We start from the raw sequence: 18,685 nt of genomic DNA, 5'->3' as shown, positions 1-18,685 counted from the left end.
GTTCCTCGCCTCGATCGAGCCGATGGCACCTGAAGATATCGAGCCGACAATTCTGCGAGCTATCGGAAGTACCCATCCGTTGGATGTCACGTTCATTGACGATGAGGACTTGCTCACGCCGTGGAATCGGAGCAGCACGCCCACGATGAAACTGGCCGGGAAGATGCCGGAGTCGTTGACGGTGACGCTCGCCAACCAAGTCTATTTCGAGAAGGCGCAGTTGCCGCAGTCTCTGGCCAACCGCTTGATCAGGCTTGCGGCTTTTCCGAACCCCGAGTTCTATCGGGCGCAAGCGATGCGGATGTCGGTGTAGGATAAGCCCCGCGTCATTGGGTGCGCCGAGAATTATCCGCAGCACATCGGTTTGCCGCGTGGCTGTTTCGGGGCCGTCGCGGAATTGCTGGCAGGTAACGGCATCCGCTGCGATTTGACCGACGAACGGTTCGCCGGCACGCCGATTGATGTCAGTTTCACTGGTGCGCTGCGTCTCGATCAGGAGGCGGCAGTCTCGGCAATGCTGAACCACGATACCGGTGTGCTTTGCGCACCGACAGCGTTTGGCAAGACCGTCACGGCCGCTGCGACGATCGCCCGTCGGGGTGTGAATACGTTGGTTCTTGTGCATCGCGCTGAATTGCTCAAGCAATGGCAGGAGCGCCTGCAGGCATTCCTGGGTGCCGGCAAAGGCGTCGTTGGCACTATTGGTGGCGGCAAGGCCAGACCTACGGGCGTGATCGATATCGCGGTAATGCAGTCGGTGTCGCGGCAGGGCGAGGTGAAGCCATTGGTGGAGAACTATGGGCACGTGATCGTGGATGAGTGTCACCACGTCGGTGCCGTGTCGTTCGATGCCATCCTGAAGCGAACAAAGGCGAAGTTCGTGCTGGGCCTCACCGCGACGCCCATTCGCCGCGACGGGCAGCAGCCGATTATTTTCATGCAATGCGGACCGATCCGATACACAGCAGCCAAGCCGACCGGTGCGCCTCACGACTTGGAGGTGGTGCCTCGCTCGGTGTCTGCTTCCATCGATTTGCCGGCTGATGCAGGCATTCAAGAGGTGTTTCGGCACCTCGCCAACGACCAGACGCGAACCGAGGCCATTGCCGCCGAGATCGGCGCGGCCGTCAAAGGTGGTCGTAAGGTTCTTGTGCTGACCGAGCGTACCGAGCATATCGCCGCCATCTTTCGCGCGCTCGAAGGCGTGGTGCCTGCACCGTTTGTGTTGCATGGTCGGCTGTCCAAGAAGCAACGAGCGGCGCTGATAACCGACTTGGAGGCCTTGCCCTCCGATGCGCCTCGCATTCTGCTGGCCACAGGTAAACTGGTCGGCGAAGGTTTCGACCATCCGCCGCTCGACACCTTAGTACTTGCAATGCCGGTTTCGTGGAAAGGTACCCTGCAGCAATACGCTGGACGCTTGCATCGCGAGCATGCGGATAAGACCGACGTGCGCATTATCGATTTCGTCGACGCAGGTTACCCAGTTCTGCTGCGGATGTGGGATAAGCGGCAACGAGGCTATAGGGCGATGGGCTATCGCATAACCAGTCCTTCGACCAACGGAGAATGATCGTCGATATGGAGATGCGGTTTGCCGATTGGATTCGGTGTACCGGGGGGGAGGGGCGGACTATTCCGGCCGATCGCGGTCTCAGAGGTTTTCATTCAGAAGGAGCAGCGATGTCGAATGATGAGAATCCGATCAATGTCAACAGCCTGGTAGCCCTCGGACCAGAACGCCTGGCGACATTGCTGGCTGAGGTGGCGATGACGAATTCGTGCATGCGGCGTCGCTTGCAATTCGAACTGTCCGCGCAAAAAGGCGAAAGCATGCCCAACGCCGTTCACCAATGGATCAGCGAATTAGGCGAACAAACGTCGCTCCTCGACGCAGAGCAGGTCGGCGAATCTGCACGGGAACTCGACGCCATGCGGGTTGCCATTGTCTCGAATGTTTGCCCGGCTGCGCCGAAGCTTGCGCCGGATCTGATGTGGCAACTCTTCACGTTGGCCGGAACTATATTTGAGCGCACGACGGAAGAGGGATGGGAAGTCAGCCTCGTTTTCGATCAGGCCTGCTCCGATCTGGTCAAGATGAGCGTCGACGCAGATATCGAGCCCAAGGTGTTTGCGAAGAAAACTGTCGCTGCAACGAGTTCCAACCATTACGGAGAGTATGGTGCCCTGATTCGGGCTATTGCCGCTCAGTCATGTGCGTCCGCCTAAGTTTCCGAGATCAAGGACTTGCTTCAGCGATTGCTGGACGAGCCGCTCAAGTCGCACGGAAGCCCGAACAGCGAGCGGGGCCATGCCTTGCGGCGCACCTTACGCGAACTCGATTCCCCATCTGTAACCTAGACCGATCGGCGATTGTCGCATCGATGGCTGCCCCAAGCAGCGAGATGGACGCGCTCGACGTGCGGCAATCTCAATTGCGGCGGCGGGGTTAGCATAATCCAACGTGCCCCGTGCACGAGCTTGCTTGATCGCAGTATCCGCCATACATTTTGTAGGCAACGGGTAAAAAAATGCCTGTCGGGGCTACTCAGGCACGCGGCAAGACCACCAGCACATGGTCTTCCGTTGCTTCGAAGGCGGGTTCGATGCCGGCTGCGGCCCGCACCAGCGGGACGATCTTGTTGCGCACGCCCATACCTCTCGCGTCCACGTAGCCGTAGTCGCGCAGTACGCCGACGATTGTGGTGTTCCTGGGCGAGCGTTGTCCGGCAAGCATCTTTTCCACGGTCATCGAATTTTGTAAGGCGCCCGGGCTGAGTACTTCCAGGCGATTGGTGTAGGCAACGATCTCGACTTCGAGATTGCGAGTCCAGTCGCGATGCGCGAGTGCATTGACAATCGCCTCGCGAAGCGCATCAGGTGGGTAGTGCCAGATGCGCTCGCGCCGCAGCCCGTCTCCCAGGTCTTCCCCTTCGGTACTGACGAGAGGTTGACCCTGCATACGGTCCAGCAGATCTTCTATCAGACCGTTTTCGACGACTTCGCCGAGTCCGCCACCTTCGCGGCGTGCAAACCGCCCGACGAGTGGACCATCCAGCAGCGTGTCGTCGAGTGCCTGGTAGCCCTTGTCGATGCCATTGAACACCATCCAGCGGATGCCAGCCTGGCGCAGAAAACGGCGCGGTGACCGTCCGAACAGCACCAGTCCGGCGATGCTGCAGACCGGTGTACGGCCCTCGACGTCGGTCATGAAACCGAGCCCTACCAGGCGCTGCAGCCACGCGTCATCGGTCTGCGGTAATTCACGGTCACCGGCAAAAGTCAGGAGGTAATCTTCGAGCCGCGCGCGATCGAGTGCGTCGAGTGCGGCGCCGGATACCGGCAAGGTTTCGCTGTGAAAGAGGCTGCCCGTTGCAAAGAGGCGGGCTTGGGTCTCACGATCCGCGAGCCGGGACGTGCTGCCGACGCGAATGTAGATATCTTCCCGGTTATTGTGGCGAAGCACATAGGGTTTACTTGTGCCCATCGTGAAGGACACGACACCGACACGAAGACCGTCGTCCATGGTCACCACTTCATAGAAGGGCAGCAGCATCGGATGCACGTGTGCAAACACCGCATTCATGACCCAGGTTTCGAGGTCCTCGCGCTGGATGCCGGAGATCGTTCCGTCATCATCTACGCCCAGCAGGATCATGCCGCCGCGCAGGTTTGCCATCGCGACAATTTCACGGGCAAGCGCTTCGGGGCGCAGGTCGTCGCGCTTAAATTCGACGCCGGAATTCTCTCCGTTGGCGACAATCTCCAGCAATTCCGTCTTGAGCATGGTCATTCCTAAAATCCGTATTTCTCTTTGCGCTGGGAGAATGCCTCGCGACCGCCTTCCAGAATGTTGGCCACGCGCTCGCGGATCTGCGGGACGTCAATGGAACCCTGCGCATCAGGGGACATCTGTGCCTGCGCCTCGGATGCCGAAAATATCCCGATCCACTCTGCGTCGCCGAAGACGGGGATGTTCGCATTGTGGGTGGCAAAGAGGAACTGGCGCTCAGTCTTGGCTTCCCTCAACTGAGTCACGATTCGCTCGGCGATGAATGCATTGTCCAGGTTGTCCTCGGGCTGGTCCATGATGAGCGGATCATCGTTGTCGAGCAGCAGCAGGTGCAGGATTGCCGTGCATTGCTGTCCCGTGGATAGCTGATCCAGCGGCTTGAATATTTCGCCCTGATGGGCGACATTCAGTTCGATCAGGATTCTGTCCTGTAGGTCGATCTCTTCGAGTTCCAGTACGCGGCCACGGTCGAGTCGCGCGAGGGCCTCGACGACTGAGTTCTGCATGCCCCAGTCGTAGGTCAACGTCTTGAGCGCGGATTCCCCTTCCCGGATGGCCTTTACGAGGGCAGGGATGGTCAGCTCATCACTGGACTGGTCGATCCAAGCGAGCTTCTTTTCACCGAGACCGGGTAGCTGCAGCAGCAGTTCTTTCAGCGCCCGACGCTGACCACCAATCTTGAGATTCAGCCGTAGTTTGCCATCAAGCTTGCGATTGAGCTTCTTGACGGCGGTGCGTAGTTCGTCGCTACGTCTGTCGCGCACTTGGGCGAATTCGTCCAGCAGGTTACGTCGCTGGGCTTCGAGTTCTTCCAGCAGTCTGTCGACTGTCGCCATGCGGGCTTCACCCGGGCGGATAGTTTCGATTTCGCGCAGCAGTTCCTGATAGGCGCGCCCGACATCGCGACCTGGTTTGCCAGCAAAGGCGGGCAGGTTGGCAAAAACCTTTTCGAGGCTCGCCGACTCTTCGGCGAGCCGCGCATTGAGTTCCGTCTGCTGCGCCCTGATGGCTACGTTGCTTTCACCATGGAGTGTGCGCAAATTCACCAGTTGCTGTGCGATCTGCGTTCGCAGGGTATCAAGTGCATGGCGAATCCGGCCGAGTATGTCCGCATGCGGCATTCCTTCCAGAGCCTTTTCGCTGAGGAAGGCAGTGTCTGGAAGGTTACCTTCGAGAACGGACAGACCTTCTGCGACGCGATCCATTTCTTCACTTGCCCGCAGGGAAAGCTGCCGCTCGCGCTCAAGTTTTGGCACCAGCGCGAGCTTGTCTTCGAGTCCGAGTGACTGGAATTGCTGGACCTGCTCCATGAGTTTGGGCAGACGTGCGACCTGGGCCTGCAGATCATCCTTCTGCCGGGCGGCTGCCAGCAGTTTTTCCCGGTTCTCTGCCAGTCGCCTGCCGACCGCGTGAAGCTCGCCCGTCAATGCAATGCCGCTGGGCATAAAGCGGTTGAGAATCGCCGTCTGGCTGGCAGGGTCGCGTGCGAGCTCGAAAATCTCGTTCTGGCCGTAGATCTCGATGCGGGGCAGTAGGTCATGCGGCTGCAGGGTCGACATCTGCCCATCGTCATCCTTGACGACGGGTGGTTCTCCATAGCGGCGGGAGATGAGATATCCGCGACCGTTCTGTGCGTGCGAGCATATCGACAGTTCGATGCGACCACCTGCGCCGAGATTGGCCTTGACAATGTCCTCATGCTGCCGGCGTGCCGTGGCGGCACGCGGTGGCAGATCGAGCGCGTACCGCAGACATTCGATCAGCGTGGACTTACCGGTTCCGCGACCGCCGATCACGGTATTCAGGTGCGCAGATAGGGCTATTGCGATGCCGTCGAGGTATCCCCCATGAAAATTGATCTGCTCAATTCGCGAGTAGTGAGCTTCGGGCAACTGACCGAGCCGGATGCGTGACTCGGGATCCTTGAATGCTGTCACGAAGCCTTCGAAGCCCGGTCGCGTCATCTTGATCCAGCAGGTCGCGCCTGGGACGGCGAGATCTTCCGGTTTGGCGACATCCTTCGCGTTAAGCACGGCGATGGGATGTACGCGGCGATAATCCGGGTTCCGGTTCAGGATGATGTCGCGGTAGTTGACAGGCAGGTCAGTGGTCGGCCCCGGTATTTGTCCCGCCTTGACCAGCATTTCGTCTTTCCAAACGTGCGACAGGCCTCCGCCGTCCTGATTAAGCCGCAGCAGGCCGTTACTCCCCGTCATATGTGCGGCATACCAGAACCCACCGAGATCAAAAATGGTTTGGGCAAGATCTAGGCAAGTCTTGCGTGATGGTGCCACGGTGTCCTGCACTTGGGTGAGATCGAGCTTGCCCAGATAGCGGTTAAGCTGATCCCGGGTAGTACCCTCCGGGAACAGGCACACCATGTGGATCTTCTCGCTCGAGGCGATCTCGAACCCGGGAAAGACGACGATGCCTTGCGGCTCGAGAAAGTTTCGCAGACCATCGAGAGCATCCACGTTGCCATGGTCGGCGAGACCGACAACCCTTATCCCCCGGGCGAAACACTGGTCAAGCAACTGCTGGTTGTAGTCAGCTTCGCTCAGCCCGTGGTCGCTGCCGCGATATCGTGCCTGGTAGCCCGACGGATTGACCTGCAGGGCGCAGCGCCAGAATCGCGCCATCGTGTACTGGGCAGGCATGAGAACCTCGTTTTTCATGGGCGCGCCTTGCCTTCCGAGCGGTAGTTGGTCAAAGGGGCTGCCGGACCCTGACGCAGAAGTTTATCCACGGCCTTGCGCACGAGCCATGCAACGCTAACATCCTCCTGCTGCGCAATCGCCTGCAGAGCATCGAGTTGGTGTTTGGGCAGCGTGACGGTCACGCGTTTGATTTCCGGGTCGATTGGACGGGTCATTTTTGATTGCTGCAACTTGCATCAGGTCGCATAATTTTACTGCAAATGTGCTGCACCGGGCGCTGGAATCGCAGGAGAAGATGGGTGCGTCGGGCCGCGGCGGGACCGGAGCAAAACTGTGGATGCATTGCGTTGACCCGGCGGGCAAAAGTCGCGATGGCGAGGCCGCCTAGAACCGATAACGCCGCAGATTGAGCATCGAGCCCCGCGATAGGCCAGATGCGCCAGCATGCCAAACCCGGAGTCACGGAAAGCTACCTTCTTTCGCTATTGAATCAGTACAACATGGAGCATGGCGGCGAGTATCAAGAAACAAGATGCCTCGCGTCGGGACACCGCACTAACCCTTGGTTCACCGAGGCCTGGGCCAAGATCATCGAGGCAGACGAGATGTTCGTGTTCGACAGCGACCACATAGGACCCAACGGGAGTTACCGTTCGTGACAGCGGCTATTGAGCTTTATCATAGTGGGAGCTGAGCAGCCATGGCCGGCATGGCACCATACCCCGGGGCAACCATTCCATGAGTCAACCCTCGTTCTTCGAGGCTGAGCGCAAGCGTTTCTTCCGGCCCCTGAACAGCTCCCGTAGGGAGTTCGTCGTCGCTTGCCTTCGTGCCCTGTACGAGCGCCTGCACGGGCCGGCCGCTGACTACGCGCATACGATGACGCGAGATTCGCTGCGCGAGCTGCTCATGGCAGTCGTGCGAGATAACCCCGACAGATTGATCACAGAAGCAGAAGCTGACGAGTTCAGTATCGCTGACGGTGAGCCTCTGCAACTGACAAACCTCGTGATGAGGACGCTGCTTACCGACGGTTGGCTCGAACAGTTCGCCGACCGAGAGGGCTTGGTCACGGCGTTCCGGTTCTCGCGCCCGGGCAAGCTCTTCGCCGAGGCGCTGTGGACGCTGGACCGCCCGAGCCGAAGCCGGCAGCGAAACATGCGCGGTTGCCGAAACGCCTTGGAAGCGGCCCTGCAGCCTCGCGGTGACGCCCATGACCTGGTCGACGCTTATGAATACGCCGAGAAGGTCATCGAGGACCTGACTGAGGGCATCGACTATTTCCAGGAGCTTGTGCGCCACCTGATGCAGGCGGCATCGGCGCAGCGCCAGTGGGGCGAGTTCGTCGAGTTCCTCGACCGGTTCCAGCGGGAGTACTCCAAGCAGTTGACCGCGGACAACGCGATGCTAAACCGGCAGGCCATCCGCCAAAACTTGGACAGGCTTCGCCAGGTAAACGACACGAAGTTCAGCCGAATGGACGAGCAGCTTCACGACATTGCACACTGGGCAGTGAAGGAGCACACCGGTGCCTCGGTCTACGAGTGGCTCCTCGGTCGCATAGAGGCCATCGTCGACGCCGCCTGTGAGACCAAGCAGCCCGGCTTCCTCAAGGCGATGGAGACCTACCTGAAGCGCATCAACGGGTTGGCGATGCAATCGCTGATGCTGCGAGCAGGTCAGACCCGCCATGCCTATTTGCAGGGCATCCAGCGCGTGTCGCAGGCTGAAGACAGGGAGGAGCAGGACCGGCTTCTCCGGCACTACGGCGCTTACCTCACCAATGCTGAGGTCCGGCTGCTCGACCCGGCCAGCTTCAAGCTGCGTACCGCGACGCAGCGCCGTAAGGCTGTCACCGTGACCATTCGACCGCGGACTACGCGAGAGGAACGCCTCGCCGCCGTTCTCGCACGCGCAGAGGCAGAGGCTTTCTCACTCCCGAACGAACTTGTGGCCGAAGGCCTCCGCGCGGACCTGCGCATCTTCCGGCATCCCGTGAGGCTCTCAGCCCTTCCAGCCGAAAGCGCGGAAGATGTGCTCAAGGCTATGCAGGCTGTCGAAGCTGCGCGGGCCAGTGGTGATGACTTCCTGGTGCGCAGGCTGCCCACGCGCCTAGATAATCCGGCTTATTCCGGCAGTGACTACGAAATTGAACTGAAAAAATGAACTTGTCCTCCGTCATTCGCGACCAACTGGCGCTGATCAACATGAAGCAGGAGCGCTTCCGGGAACTGGTCATTCGGCTTTTTTCCTATGGCGTCATCGTCCGCGACGAGGACCGCACCGAGCAGGCGCTGTACGACGACGCCAGGCGCATCCAACAACTGTTAGAAGACTACTTCGATCTCGCCGGCTTCCTGCTTCACCACGACACGACGAATCAGTTCTACCGTCTCTATGCTCCAGGCGCCGTGGTCGACGGACTGCCGGAGGACACGCTTGAGCCTGTGCCTTCACTGCGCGCTCGCGTTTCGACCGATTTCGTCGCCGCAGCCTTGGCGCTGCGCTTCCTGTACCAGAACAAGCTGAATTCAGGTGACATCCAGCCCCAGGGCGAAGTGCTCATCAGCTTCGAGGATCTAGCGGTGGCGTTGCAGGCTCAACTTAAGCGTTCGTTGCCGAACGGCGTCACCGAAAAGATGCAGTTGCTGGCAGAATTGCGCAAGCATCGGCTGCTGAGTTACTCGACGACCTTCAGCATCGCCGACGAAGACGCGCTTCTGGCCATCCGGCCCACGATCTTGGGCATCGTCTCCAATGATGCGATGACCGCCGCGCTCGATACGGATGGCATTGTCGAGCAGGAGACGACTGTCGGAGAGGAGGCGGAATGAAGCTGGACCGCTTGGTGCTCGTCAACTGGGGGCAGTTGCCTCCCGGCGACTACGAGCTGGGCAACATGACGTTGCTCACCGGCCCCACCGGCGCTGGCAAGTCGACCATGCTTGACGGCTTGCAGACCGTGATGACGGCGTCCTATCAAGGCATCGTGGCTTACAACCCGGGCCAGGAGGAGACTCACGGCACTCAACGTCGCGGCAAGACCCGGCGCACGCTGGAGTCGTTCATCTGTGGTGCTGAGTACAGTCTGTTCTCGCGTCCTGATGGCGCCCACGGCTGTGTGGCCGCGATCTTTCGCCCTGAGGATGGTGAGCCGACGGCCAAGCTGTTCACCGCGGTCGTCGCCGCAGCCGCCCGGGTGGATGGGCAGGGAGAACGCCGGGTCGCCCGCCTTGAACGACTGGAACTCATCATCGTTGATGAGGAAGCCCTGAGCGTCGCCGACTTCCTGAAGGACGCTAGTCACAGCGAGTGGGTCGCGGTCGAGGATCTGGTCAAGCGGTTGAAGTCGCGTTACCGCAAGGTCACCTCATTCGGTAGCCACAAGAAGGATTATCTCTGCGCTTTGTATGGTCGGTTCCGCGGTCGCACGTCGGTGACGTGGGATGAGACCTCCAACGCTGCCAAGGCGTGGAGCCAGTCCATTGCCTACAAGCCCATCGGCTCGGTGCATGATCTGGTGCGCGACGACATCCTTGAATTCGACGGCAAGCTGCTGCAGGAGAGCATCTCGCGCATCAGCGAGCTGATGCGCCAGGTGACCAGTCTGCGGGAGGAAGGCGAGCGCCTGACTGCTACTGTCAACCGACTGAAGCTGCTGAAGGGGGCCATTGACGAAACAGCCGTGGCCTTCGAGCAGCAGGTGCAGTACGACCTCCTTTGGGCAAAGATTCATCTGCGCGATGACGAAACGCGGGTGGCGGAAGAACGTCGGAAGATTGCCGCCGATGGCGAAATTGAGACGCGCAACCTCGCTCTCATCCGGACGCTCACCGGGCAATGGGAAAACCTCGACCGCAGCCGCGTCCAGCTGACTGCAACCCTTCAAGGCATCGAGGCTCACGGTGTCAAGGAGCGGCTGGAGCTTCAACTGCGAAACGCAACGAGCAACGCGCGCAAGGTACTGGACGAGCTGGCCAAGGGACTCCGGTCCGCGGCGAATCTCGACCAGGTGGCTCGGCAGCTTGCGGGCAAGGTGGTGCCCAAGGAATTCACCCGACTCCTGCCGGCCGTCGAGGTTGTTGCCAGGGCGTTTGCAAAGACCGAACTCGAGCACTTGGCGGATCTTGTGCGCGCCGTGCACCGCGTGTTGCAGGCGCCGTCGTTCGTACCTGACGAACTCCTGGAACTCTCCGGCCAGTTCGAGGGGCTCAACCAGGGACTTGCTGAGGTGTTCAAGACCTTAGTAGGCCCTGTGGACAGTGTCTCTATGGCCATCGCCGCCGATGAAGCGTCGTTGACCACTCGTATCGAGACTGAGCAGAGAACGGTTCGAGACCTGGCGAGCACCAAGGCACGGCTGGCATCCGGGGGCGGCAACTACGACTCGCCGACAGCAATGGCCGTCGCCCGCATCCGGGAAACGCTGCCCGAGGCATCGGTGCTGGTGCTGTGCGATCTCGTCGAGCCGGCGTCCGAGAAGTGGCAGCCGGCCATCGAAGGCTATATGGGCAACGCCCGCTTCAACCTCATTGTCAAGCCCGAGTGGGAGGCAAGGACCATCGACTTCCTGCACACATGGGGCTCGAAGGCGAAGGTGGTGCAGGGGAAGCGTTGCCTGGACAAGGCTGACATGAGCCGTGTGCCACGTGAGTCCATCATCCACGAGTTGCACACCAATCATCCCATCGCGCGGGCGTACCTCGTCGAACAGTATGGCTCTGTCATCAAGGTCGACACATCTAACCAGCTACGTGACGTTGCTCGCGGATTGACGATGGACGGGAAGGGCAGTGGTTCGCGCACCATGTTCGTGACTGAGCGTTATGAGTTGGTATTTGGACGTGCGGCCCGTGAGAACGCGCTCCGACGAACGACCGCTCAGCTGGATGAGGCAGAAGGCCGCTTGGCCGACTTTCAGGCGCTCAAGAAGACGCTCTCCGATGTCAGGTCACTGCTGTCAGCCGTTCGCGAGCCCAACTTCGACCCCGACCCCCTGCTCAATTACGCGGGGGAGATTGACCAGGCTCAGAGTGCACTGAACCAGCTGGACCTGCGCGAAGTGAACGAACTGGGGACCCGCTTGACCGAGTTGCAGCGGCAACTCGGCGACGTCGACCAGGACCGCAACGACGCGCATCGGGCCATTCACCTGGCACAGGAGAGGACAGAGAAGTCTGAGGAGGTAATCAAGGGCATTACCGGCCGCCGCGACGAGCGACTGCGCGAGCTCCAACGGCAGATAGGGAGACTGAAACAGCTCTGCGAAGTGAACCCCGAACGCACCTACACGGTCATGTCGGAACAGGTCGAGGGCCTGCTGTCCGCCGCAACGGTGGCGGAGGTGACGACTCGCCGTGATCAGCTAGGCAGCCTTCCAGCTCTGCGTGTGGGCGAAGTTCGTGAACAATTGAGCGAGCACAACATTAAAGCCAAGACGGAGGAGCGCTTTCAAGTGCACCTACCCTATCTGCACGAAGGAGATGGCTTCGACCCCTGTTATGGCCCGTTGGCGCAGCTCGGGCGCGCGGTGGGCGCGATGCACGCTGACCTCGAGGGCGTGGGACTGTACAACAACCGCAATGAGGTGGGAAAGGCAGAGCGGTCCTTCCACGACGTTTTTACCAAACAGTTTTGCGTCGAAATTAAAGCCAAGGTCGACGACGGCATCCGGACCTTGCGGCAAATGAACGCAGAGCTCCAGAATCTCAAGTTCGGCACCGACCGCTTTACTATCGACTGGTCCAGGTGGGAACCAGAGTTCGAAGACTATTACGGTTTTTTCAAGGCCGTGGCGGAGCTGGCTGACTCACCGGACACGGTCGACCTGTTTGCAGAGACAACGCTGAGCGACAAGCATCGGGCAGTACGCGACCGGCTGGTGAAGCTGCTTCTGGACAAGGACCAGGAGCGCGCCGAGCGAGACCTGTTGCGCATCGCGGATTACCGGAACTATCGCCGCTACGAAATCTGGAATGAGTCTGATAGCGGTGGCCGCATCGCACTGTCCATCTGGGGAACGGGCTCCGGCGGCCAGCTGGAGACGCCGGCATACATCGTTCGTGCCGCCGTAGTGACGAACCGGATGAAGCTTTTTGACAAGGGGCCGAGTCTGAAGCTGCTGGTGAGCGACGAATCGTTCTCCCGAATGGACGAGCTGCGCGCCCGAGCGGTGCTTCGGTATCTGCGCGACAGCCTGGGCCTCCAACTGATTAGCGCCATGCCAACTCGCGGCGCGGGCGGCTTGAGACCGGAGTTCGATCGTGAATTCAGTTACAGCAGGGCCGGCGTCGACGAGATGAATGGCGAGCTGGACTTCATCATTGAGTGCGACGAGCGCCACTTCAAAAAGGACCGTATGCGTGAGATGTGGGAGGCACACCGCGAGAAGGTCCGGGAGCAAGCGAGGCTGGCATTCGAGGCGAAGGAGCCGGCGCCGTCGGAAGTCCCGCAGGCTTCACCTGGCGACTTGTTCTTGTCAGATGCCCTTGCCGATGCGGCGCCGGCCAGTTCCATGGAGACAGTCCCGTGATCGATCGAGCGCCTCTGTGGCTGCAGGGTGCCGACATGCAGCGGCTGCTCAATCTGCTGGTTGACAGGCTCGACAGCGCAGACCAGCGAGGCACGCGCGCACAATCGGTGGCTCTTGGCCCCAAAACTTGGCCGGCTCTTTATGAGGCGCCGTTCGAGTCCACCAAAGAGATGCTTTGGGAGCAATTTGGCGAGCTAGTGCATTGGGGCTGGCTGGCTGTCAAGCCTGAGGACGTTGCAAAGGAGCGCTCCGGCTACGACCGGGCCCCGCGTGTCACCGTTCTTGACGAACCCGCACTGCGCGCGGCCGTTGGTCGTCTAGAGCGGGTCCGCAGCCCCGCGGAACTCTGGCGGGAAGCTGTCTTCGCTGACTTGGCCGCCTCGAATGAGGTCAAGCGTCAGGTCAGTGAATTCTGTATCGACATGCCTGACCGAGCGATGTCCGAGGTCGTGGCCCGCCTGAACGAACTTCAGGTGTTGAAGCACGAGCCCTTGCTTCTTCGCGAGGTCTCCTCCCGGCTGTTCTGGGGCATGTCCAAGGTTCTGGATAAGCGCCAGGCGTTGGTTGCCGCGCTGCTCGAGCTTGATGACTGCCCTTTCCCGGAGTCGCCGGTGCAGCTTCAAGTGTTCCTACCGCCAGCAGGCTTCCGCGGCGTTCTCTTCATCGAAAACCTGACGACCTACGACCGGGCGATGCGGTCTGGTAGCGCTGCCTTCGAGGGGCTGGCCTTGGCGTTCGCATCCGGCTTTAAGGGTAGCGCTCAGCGGCTGCGTACGCCCGAGGGATGCTCGCTGTTTTTCTCTGATCAAGGCGGCGACACGCGCGACCTGCGTGACGGATTCAAGTCTTGGCTCTTCGGGAAAGAAACGCGGCCGGCGTACTTTTGGGGTGACCTGGACTGGGCTGGTATGCGAATCCTCGCAGCCATGAGAGCCAGTTTCTCCGGGCTGACTGCGTGGCAAACTGGTTATGCGGCCATGTTGCAGGTTCTTCGAGAGGGCCATGGGCACTCGCCGGAAGCAGCCGAGAAGCAAGGGCAAAAGATCCTCGCGGAAACCGGTTGCGCGTACGCCGATGGCCAGCTCGTGCCTGCGCTCGGTGAGACACGCCGTTTTGTAGACCAAGAACTATTCATGCCGTAGGGCCACAAGCTCACCATCGTGGTCAAGTCGGCCACTTCTTCAGTGACCTTGCGCTTCCGCTTGTGGCGCGACGATCTGGATGAGTTCACGCGACAAGACGGTGCGCGGCGGTTCATCCGCTACTACGATCCGCAAGCAGGGCGTTACATTAACCAGGATCCAATTGGCTTGTTGGGTGGGCCAAATAGCTATACTTACGCGGACAATCAGCCTGCCGGTGCGATAGACCCGCTCGGCCTTGCAACCATCGCGGCGGGAGCAGGCACTGGCGCTGAAATCGGAAGCATTGGCGGTCCCATTGGCGCGGCGGCGGGGGCGATAGTTGGTGGATTGATTGGTTTCGGCGTGTTGTTGTTCGCGTCAAAGGTGATTGAGTCGTCGGAAACAAAAGTCGATTGCCCATCAAACAAGAAAGCCTGCCCCCCCTGCAAGACGGTGACCGGACGGATCGTCGCGCGAGGGACCGTTGGATATCGTCCGCTAGACGTCATTCCGGACAACGAGATGCAGCATGGAGTCTACGGCTCGCATCACAATATATTCGTGGCAAACCAGAATCCAAACAACTGTCAATGTTTCTGGGCAAAGCAAAAATATGTTCTCAAGCCTGGGCAACTGACCAGCGCCATGGTTCCTGTGGAAGAATTTGTCAATTGAGATTGGCTATGAAATACACCAAAACTGGGTATGAGATTCAAATTGGAGATTCCGTTTCTGTTGAGGATGGTGCTGAGGGGACCGTTGTTTGCGATTTCGACAGGAAGCTGTGTATATCCGGGTATGAAGATTGGATCACAAATGATGACTCTACGGTTGACGGCATTCCCTCACGCGGGATATTGGTAAAGACTAAAAAATATGGATTAATTCACTATGAAACAGAGGATGAAACTATAGTAAGGCGCTAGCCTCACCAGAGGGCGGCTGATCAGAGTGCATATGGCAGGAACGGCACTACCTGAAGCACGAAATCGACAACCCGATCCGGTTTCCGGGCCAGTATTACGATGAAGAGAGCGGGCTGCACTACAACCGTTTCCGGTACTATGACCCGCAAGCAGGGCGTTACATTAACCAGAATCCAATTGGCTTGTTGGGTGGGCCAAATAGCTATGCCTATGCGGAGAACAGGCCCACGACGGCTATCGACCCAGTGGGGTTGGCCGCGATTGTTGCTGGCGCTGAATTAGGCGCTGCTGGAGGCTCCATTGTCCCGGGAGTTGGCACGATTATCGGCGGTGTGCTGGGAGCAGCCGCAGGTATCGGGGTGATGGTCTGGATGGCGTCTTCCATATCTACGGACAAAGCCGGAAACAAGGTTAGCCCGATCGCAGACACGCTACAACCTCCAGGCAATTGCTCGCCGGGCAGCAGCGAAGTCTTCAAGACGAAGTTAACCGAGCATGCAAACGGCCGAGGGCGTGTAAAGCCAACATGAATCAGCCGACAATATTGCAGATGCAACAGAACAATCGTGAATGCGCCATGGCAAGAGATTTAATCAATAAAAAATGCTTTGCAGGCGGAGATGCTAACCATCGCAACGAAGCACTTGAAGCTTGGGCGAATGTTGTGAAGTGTGAGGGATTGCTGAAATGAGCCTGGATTTTTCGTTGTTTTCCAATGACCCCTTCCCCATGGGTAAGGCGATCACCAACAGATCGGGGATCGAATCGTGTGCTGTGGATGATTTTTTCCGAGGAAGGAAACGCTTCGAGACAACACTTAAGGAATTGAGGGAGGACTACGAGTGCGACGAGTCCGCCTGCCTCTCTTTCATGGAACCCGAAGCGTTCGTATTCTTTCTACCTTTGTTCGTGAAGCTGGCAATTTGCGACTACAACGAGGCAGACAATATCCCAGACTCTCTCGTTTACAAATTGCACAGAGTGGCAACAGGTGGAGCCGACAACTGGCGGGAAGAAATCCTGAGGACGTACTCAAAGGACCAGCGCGACATTGTCGTAGAATTTCTCGATGAGATGAGCCGAATTGAATGGGGATACCAGAATCCTGATCTGGCGGCAGAGGCCGCAAGGCTTCTTCGGGAGAAGTTTTAATCGACTTTTCCGACGCGGAGCACTCAGCACTTCGCTCCGTACGACGGCATACCGAAAAAATTGCAGGTTGGAAAAACCGGCTCCAGAATTTAAAAGACGAACATAACAGAAAGTGCACTCAGAAATGTCCAAAAAAATTAGGCAGTTGGCATCTCTGATCGAGAAATATCGAGGACACCCAGAGTTTTTGGGAGTTGAAATAACCGATCCAAACCAGCGTGGTGCAGTTGACGATACGTTGCTGCATCTGGCTGCTCGGACGGGCGCGATTGCCGATATTCAACTTCTAGTGAGTGCGGGCGCGGACATCAACATTATCGGCGACCTCGGTAATACACCGCTTCATCAGGCAGCCATGATGGGGCAGGTTGAAGCTGTGAAACTATTACTTAAACTTAAAGCGAGAACAGATTTGCGCAATGAGTTTGATCAGACGCCGATGGATGTTGCAGAACTCAGTGGTCGTGAAGAGGTAATTCGCCTCTTTAAGAGATAGTTGGTGGCTGAATGATTCACGCTCACCGTTCCTCCCATTTCCAATTGAAATGTCAACATCTATAGCAACCTTGGGTACTCCAACCACACACGGCGGCGCTGTCGTCTCCTGCGCTGCCGGAGCGGTCATTGATGGCCGCTTCGCCGCCTGCGTGGGCGATCAGACCGTGTGCCCCATGCACGGAACCGGTGTGATTACGTCCGGCTCGATGCCCACGATCAACGGCCGACAGGTTGCCCATCATGGCAGCAGCACCAGTTGTGGCGCGACGCTCATCGTGCCCGGCGCAGGCCCGACCGTGTGAGTTAGTCCGCACCCGCCGACATGGCCACGCCGTTGACCACATACATTGCAACGGCATTGTATGCCTCAGAATGCGACCCAAACGAAAATCTGAATGAACGACGTTCCCCAAGAGCCCGGCGCGGAACCGCGCAAGCTTCCCCCTCCCGTTCCGAAAGTGGACCCCACCCCCGGTGAACCTGCCCGGTCTGAACCGGCCTTTTCGGTTCCGCCCGGGGAGCCAGATGCTGAGTGGCTGGCAAAAATCCGGCTCGACCGCAATCCGTTGCTCGAAGCCGCCCGCCCGTTGCTGAGAGCACTCGCAGACATGCCCGAAAAGCTGGACCAGCTCACCGGCGATCTGTTGCGCAACGTGATCGCAACAGAAGTCCGGGCGTTCCAGCGGCTCTGCGAGCAGGCCAGTATCCGGCGCGACCACACGCTCGCCGCGCGCTATTGCCTGTGTACGGCACTCGATGAGGTCGCGATGCGTGCGCTCTCGAATCATGGCGGCCAGAATAATGTCGGCACATGGGCTGGCAATGCACTCGCCACCATCTTTCACGAAGACACCAAGGGCGGGGACAAGGTCTATCTGCTGACCGGCAGACTGATGCAGGGTTCGAACGAGCACCGGGACCTGCTTGAGGTGATTTACCGCATCCTTAGTTTTGGCTTCCTTGGCCGCTACGCCCACGGCAGCGATGGCCACCGCCGCCATGAGGCGGTGCGCCAGCGCATCTACAACGAGGTCATGGCGGGGCGCGAGCCGGTGCCTGCCGCGTTGTCGCCCAACGCGAAAAGCACCGCGCGTCCGAAGCGTGCCTCCTTCTATGACTTCCCGGTATGGATCACGGTGACTCTGCTGTCGCTTGTCCTGCTCGCGATGTGGGGCTACTACAAATACGAACTGGTGACGCGAGCCGGGGAAATCCAGAAGCAGATCGGCGACATCGTGCGCATGACGCCACCGCCCGCACCGCCTGTCCTGCATCTGAAAACGTTGCTCGAGAATGAGATCGCAGCCGGTACGGTCAGCGTGGATGAGGATACGCATCACAGTGCCGTGACCTTCCGCGGCGACGCGATGTTTGCGCCCGGTGGGGCTTCGGTGCAACCGTCGATGGGGCCGCTGATCGCAAAAATCGCGGGCGAGATCGCGAAGGTGCCGGGCAAGGTGACGGTGCAGGGCTATACCGACAACCAACCGATCCACAGCAACCAGTTTGCGTCGAATCAGGCACTTTCCGAAGATCGCGCGACACAGGTCATGCAGATGCTGCAATCCGACGGCGTGTCAGCCAGCCGTCTCGAAGTTGTCGGCAAGGGGGATGCTGATCCGGTGGCAGACAACAGCACACCGCAGGGCCGTGCGCAGAACCGCCGTGTCGAAATTCTGGTGACGCCATGACAGCGAAGCCCGCAAAACTCCGCCCCGAACGGCAACAGTCAGCAGTTCGCGCACGGTCTTGTCGTGCCACTGGTTACGAGGTGAGTTGATGGAACAAGTTTCGCCGATCGGGGTTCTACCCGAAGACTTGCTGTCGTTGTCGGCCGACATGATCGAGCGGCTGCAACAGCAGCCGTGGCGTTTCGGTTTCCTGAGCCTGATGCGGCGCATCGGCGCGAATCCGCGCATTGATCCGATCGGCAAGGCGCAGTTGCCGTCGGCAGAACCCTTTAGTCTCGGCCAGAAGCCAAGCCTGATATTCGCACCGAGCGA

The 18,685-nt window shown here is 59.3% G+C and carries 19 protein-coding genes; 16 read left to right on the top strand and 3 right to left on the bottom strand.

Features of this window, described 5'->3' with window-relative positions; genetic code table 11:
* The first annotated feature begins 22 nt into the window (after positions 1 to 22).
* The 3 genes from BLU17_RS34440 (at position 23) to BLU17_RS23440 (ending at position 2,229) form a co-directional block, all read left to right on the top strand.
* Complete coding sequence (locus BLU17_RS34440; protein ID WP_342713853.1) at positions 23 to 313, top strand: hypothetical protein; 291 nt, start codon at positions 23 to 25, stop codon at positions 311 to 313.
* 51 nt (positions 314 to 364) lie between these two features.
* Entirely contained in the window at positions 365 to 1,573 is a 1,209-nt protein-coding gene (locus tag BLU17_RS34435) for a DEAD/DEAH box helicase family protein (RefSeq protein WP_342713852.1), read from the top strand.
* 110 nt (positions 1,574 to 1,683) lie between these two features.
* Positions 1,684 to 2,229, top strand: a complete 546-nt coding sequence (locus BLU17_RS23440; RefSeq protein ID WP_245746994.1) for a DUF6880 family protein — start codon at positions 1,684 to 1,686, stop codon at positions 2,227 to 2,229.
* Between the two features lie 319 nt (positions 2,230 to 2,548).
* Here BLU17_RS23440 and BLU17_RS23435 read toward each other — a convergent pair whose 3' ends face one another.
* The 3 genes from BLU17_RS23435 to BLU17_RS23425 are packed head-to-tail and all read right to left on the bottom strand — an operon-like array spanning position 2,549 to position 6,665.
* On the bottom strand, positions 2,549 to 3,793 hold the full coding sequence (locus BLU17_RS23435) for an RNA-binding domain-containing protein (RefSeq protein WP_245746993.1): 1,245 nt from the start codon (positions 3,791 to 3,793) through the stop codon (positions 2,549 to 2,551).
* Between the two features lie 2 nt (positions 3,794 to 3,795).
* Positions 3,796 to 6,450, bottom strand: a complete 2,655-nt coding sequence (locus BLU17_RS23430; protein WP_092002255.1) for a TrlF family AAA-like ATPase — start codon at positions 6,448 to 6,450, stop codon at positions 3,796 to 3,798.
* A 14-nt stretch (positions 6,451 to 6,464) separates the two neighbouring features.
* Positions 6,465 to 6,665, bottom strand: a complete 201-nt coding sequence (locus tag BLU17_RS23425) for a ribbon-helix-helix domain-containing protein (protein ID WP_060293093.1) — start codon at positions 6,663 to 6,665, stop codon at positions 6,465 to 6,467.
* A gap of 523 nt (positions 6,666 to 7,188) precedes the next feature.
* Here BLU17_RS23425 and BLU17_RS23415 point away from each other — a divergent pair.
* The 13 genes from BLU17_RS23415 to BLU17_RS23365 form a co-directional block, all read left to right on the top strand.
* Complete coding sequence (locus BLU17_RS23415) at positions 7,189 to 8,616, top strand: Wadjet anti-phage system protein JetA family protein (protein ID WP_092002023.1); 1,428 nt, start codon at positions 7,189 to 7,191, stop codon at positions 8,614 to 8,616.
* On the top strand, positions 8,613 to 9,284 hold the full coding sequence (locus tag BLU17_RS23410; RefSeq protein ID WP_092002020.1) for a DUF4194 domain-containing protein: 672 nt from the start codon (positions 8,613 to 8,615) through the stop codon (positions 9,282 to 9,284). The genes BLU17_RS23415 and BLU17_RS23410 overlap by 4 nt, the downstream gene beginning before the upstream one ends.
* The gene (locus BLU17_RS23405; protein ID WP_092002017.1) at positions 9,281 to 12,982 is read left to right on the top strand and encodes an SbcC/MukB-like Walker B domain-containing protein; all 3,702 of its coding nucleotides are present in this window, start codon (positions 9,281 to 9,283) and stop codon (positions 12,980 to 12,982) included. The genes BLU17_RS23410 and BLU17_RS23405 overlap by 4 nt, the downstream gene beginning before the upstream one ends.
* Positions 12,979 to 14,124: a Wadjet anti-phage system protein JetD domain-containing protein gene (locus BLU17_RS33925; RefSeq protein ID WP_245746991.1), complete on the top strand. Its 1,146-nt coding sequence runs from the start codon at positions 12,979 to 12,981 to the stop codon at positions 14,122 to 14,124. Before BLU17_RS23405 ends, BLU17_RS33925 begins: the two co-directional genes overlap by 4 nt.
* 18 nt (positions 14,125 to 14,142) lie before the next feature.
* Positions 14,143 to 14,781: an RHS repeat-associated core domain-containing protein gene (locus BLU17_RS23395; RefSeq protein WP_245746990.1), complete on the top strand. Its 639-nt coding sequence runs from the start codon at positions 14,143 to 14,145 to the stop codon at positions 14,779 to 14,781.
* A gap of 8 nt (positions 14,782 to 14,789) precedes the next feature.
* Positions 14,790 to 15,032 (top strand): hypothetical protein, encoded by a 243-nt coding sequence (locus BLU17_RS32610; protein ID WP_143189326.1) that lies wholly within the window; start codon positions 14,790 to 14,792, stop codon positions 15,030 to 15,032.
* A gap of 29 nt (positions 15,033 to 15,061) precedes the next feature.
* Entirely contained in the window at positions 15,062 to 15,562 is a 501-nt protein-coding gene (locus tag BLU17_RS34285) for an RHS repeat-associated core domain-containing protein (protein WP_342713857.1), read from the top strand.
* Positions 15,481 to 15,723, top strand: coding sequence for a hypothetical protein (locus tag BLU17_RS33290; RefSeq protein ID WP_176929178.1), 243 nt, complete (start codon positions 15,481 to 15,483; stop codon positions 15,721 to 15,723). The genes BLU17_RS34285 and BLU17_RS33290 overlap by 82 nt, the downstream gene beginning before the upstream one ends.
* Entirely contained in the window at positions 15,720 to 16,184 is a 465-nt protein-coding gene (locus tag BLU17_RS23385) for a DUF6714 family protein (RefSeq protein ID WP_092002010.1), read from the top strand. The genes BLU17_RS33290 and BLU17_RS23385 overlap by 4 nt, the downstream gene beginning before the upstream one ends.
* Before the next feature lie 124 nt (positions 16,185 to 16,308).
* Positions 16,309 to 16,680, top strand: a complete 372-nt coding sequence (locus tag BLU17_RS23380; RefSeq protein WP_092002007.1) for an ankyrin repeat domain-containing protein — start codon at positions 16,309 to 16,311, stop codon at positions 16,678 to 16,680.
* A 49-nt stretch (positions 16,681 to 16,729) separates the two neighbouring features.
* Complete coding sequence (locus tag BLU17_RS23375; RefSeq protein WP_092002004.1) at positions 16,730 to 16,984, top strand: PAAR domain-containing protein; 255 nt, start codon at positions 16,730 to 16,732, stop codon at positions 16,982 to 16,984.
* A 93-nt stretch (positions 16,985 to 17,077) separates the two neighbouring features.
* The gene (gene tssL, locus BLU17_RS23370) at positions 17,078 to 18,373 is read left to right on the top strand and encodes a type VI secretion system protein TssL, long form (RefSeq protein WP_092002001.1); all 1,296 of its coding nucleotides are present in this window, start codon (positions 17,078 to 17,080) and stop codon (positions 18,371 to 18,373) included.
* 148 nt (positions 18,374 to 18,521) lie between these two features.
* Positions 18,522 to 18,685: type VI secretion system baseplate subunit TssG (locus BLU17_RS23365; protein WP_425434136.1), on the top strand; the 164-nt coding region annotated here is incomplete at its 3' end.

This window comes from Paraburkholderia lycopersici (genome assembly GCF_900096975.1).
GTDB classification, from domain to species: Bacteria; Pseudomonadota; Gammaproteobacteria; order Burkholderiales; family Burkholderiaceae; genus Paraburkholderia; species Paraburkholderia lycopersici.
The sequence above is the reverse complement of the archived record's forward strand: the minus strand, read 5'-3'. Positions and strand labels throughout refer to the sequence as shown.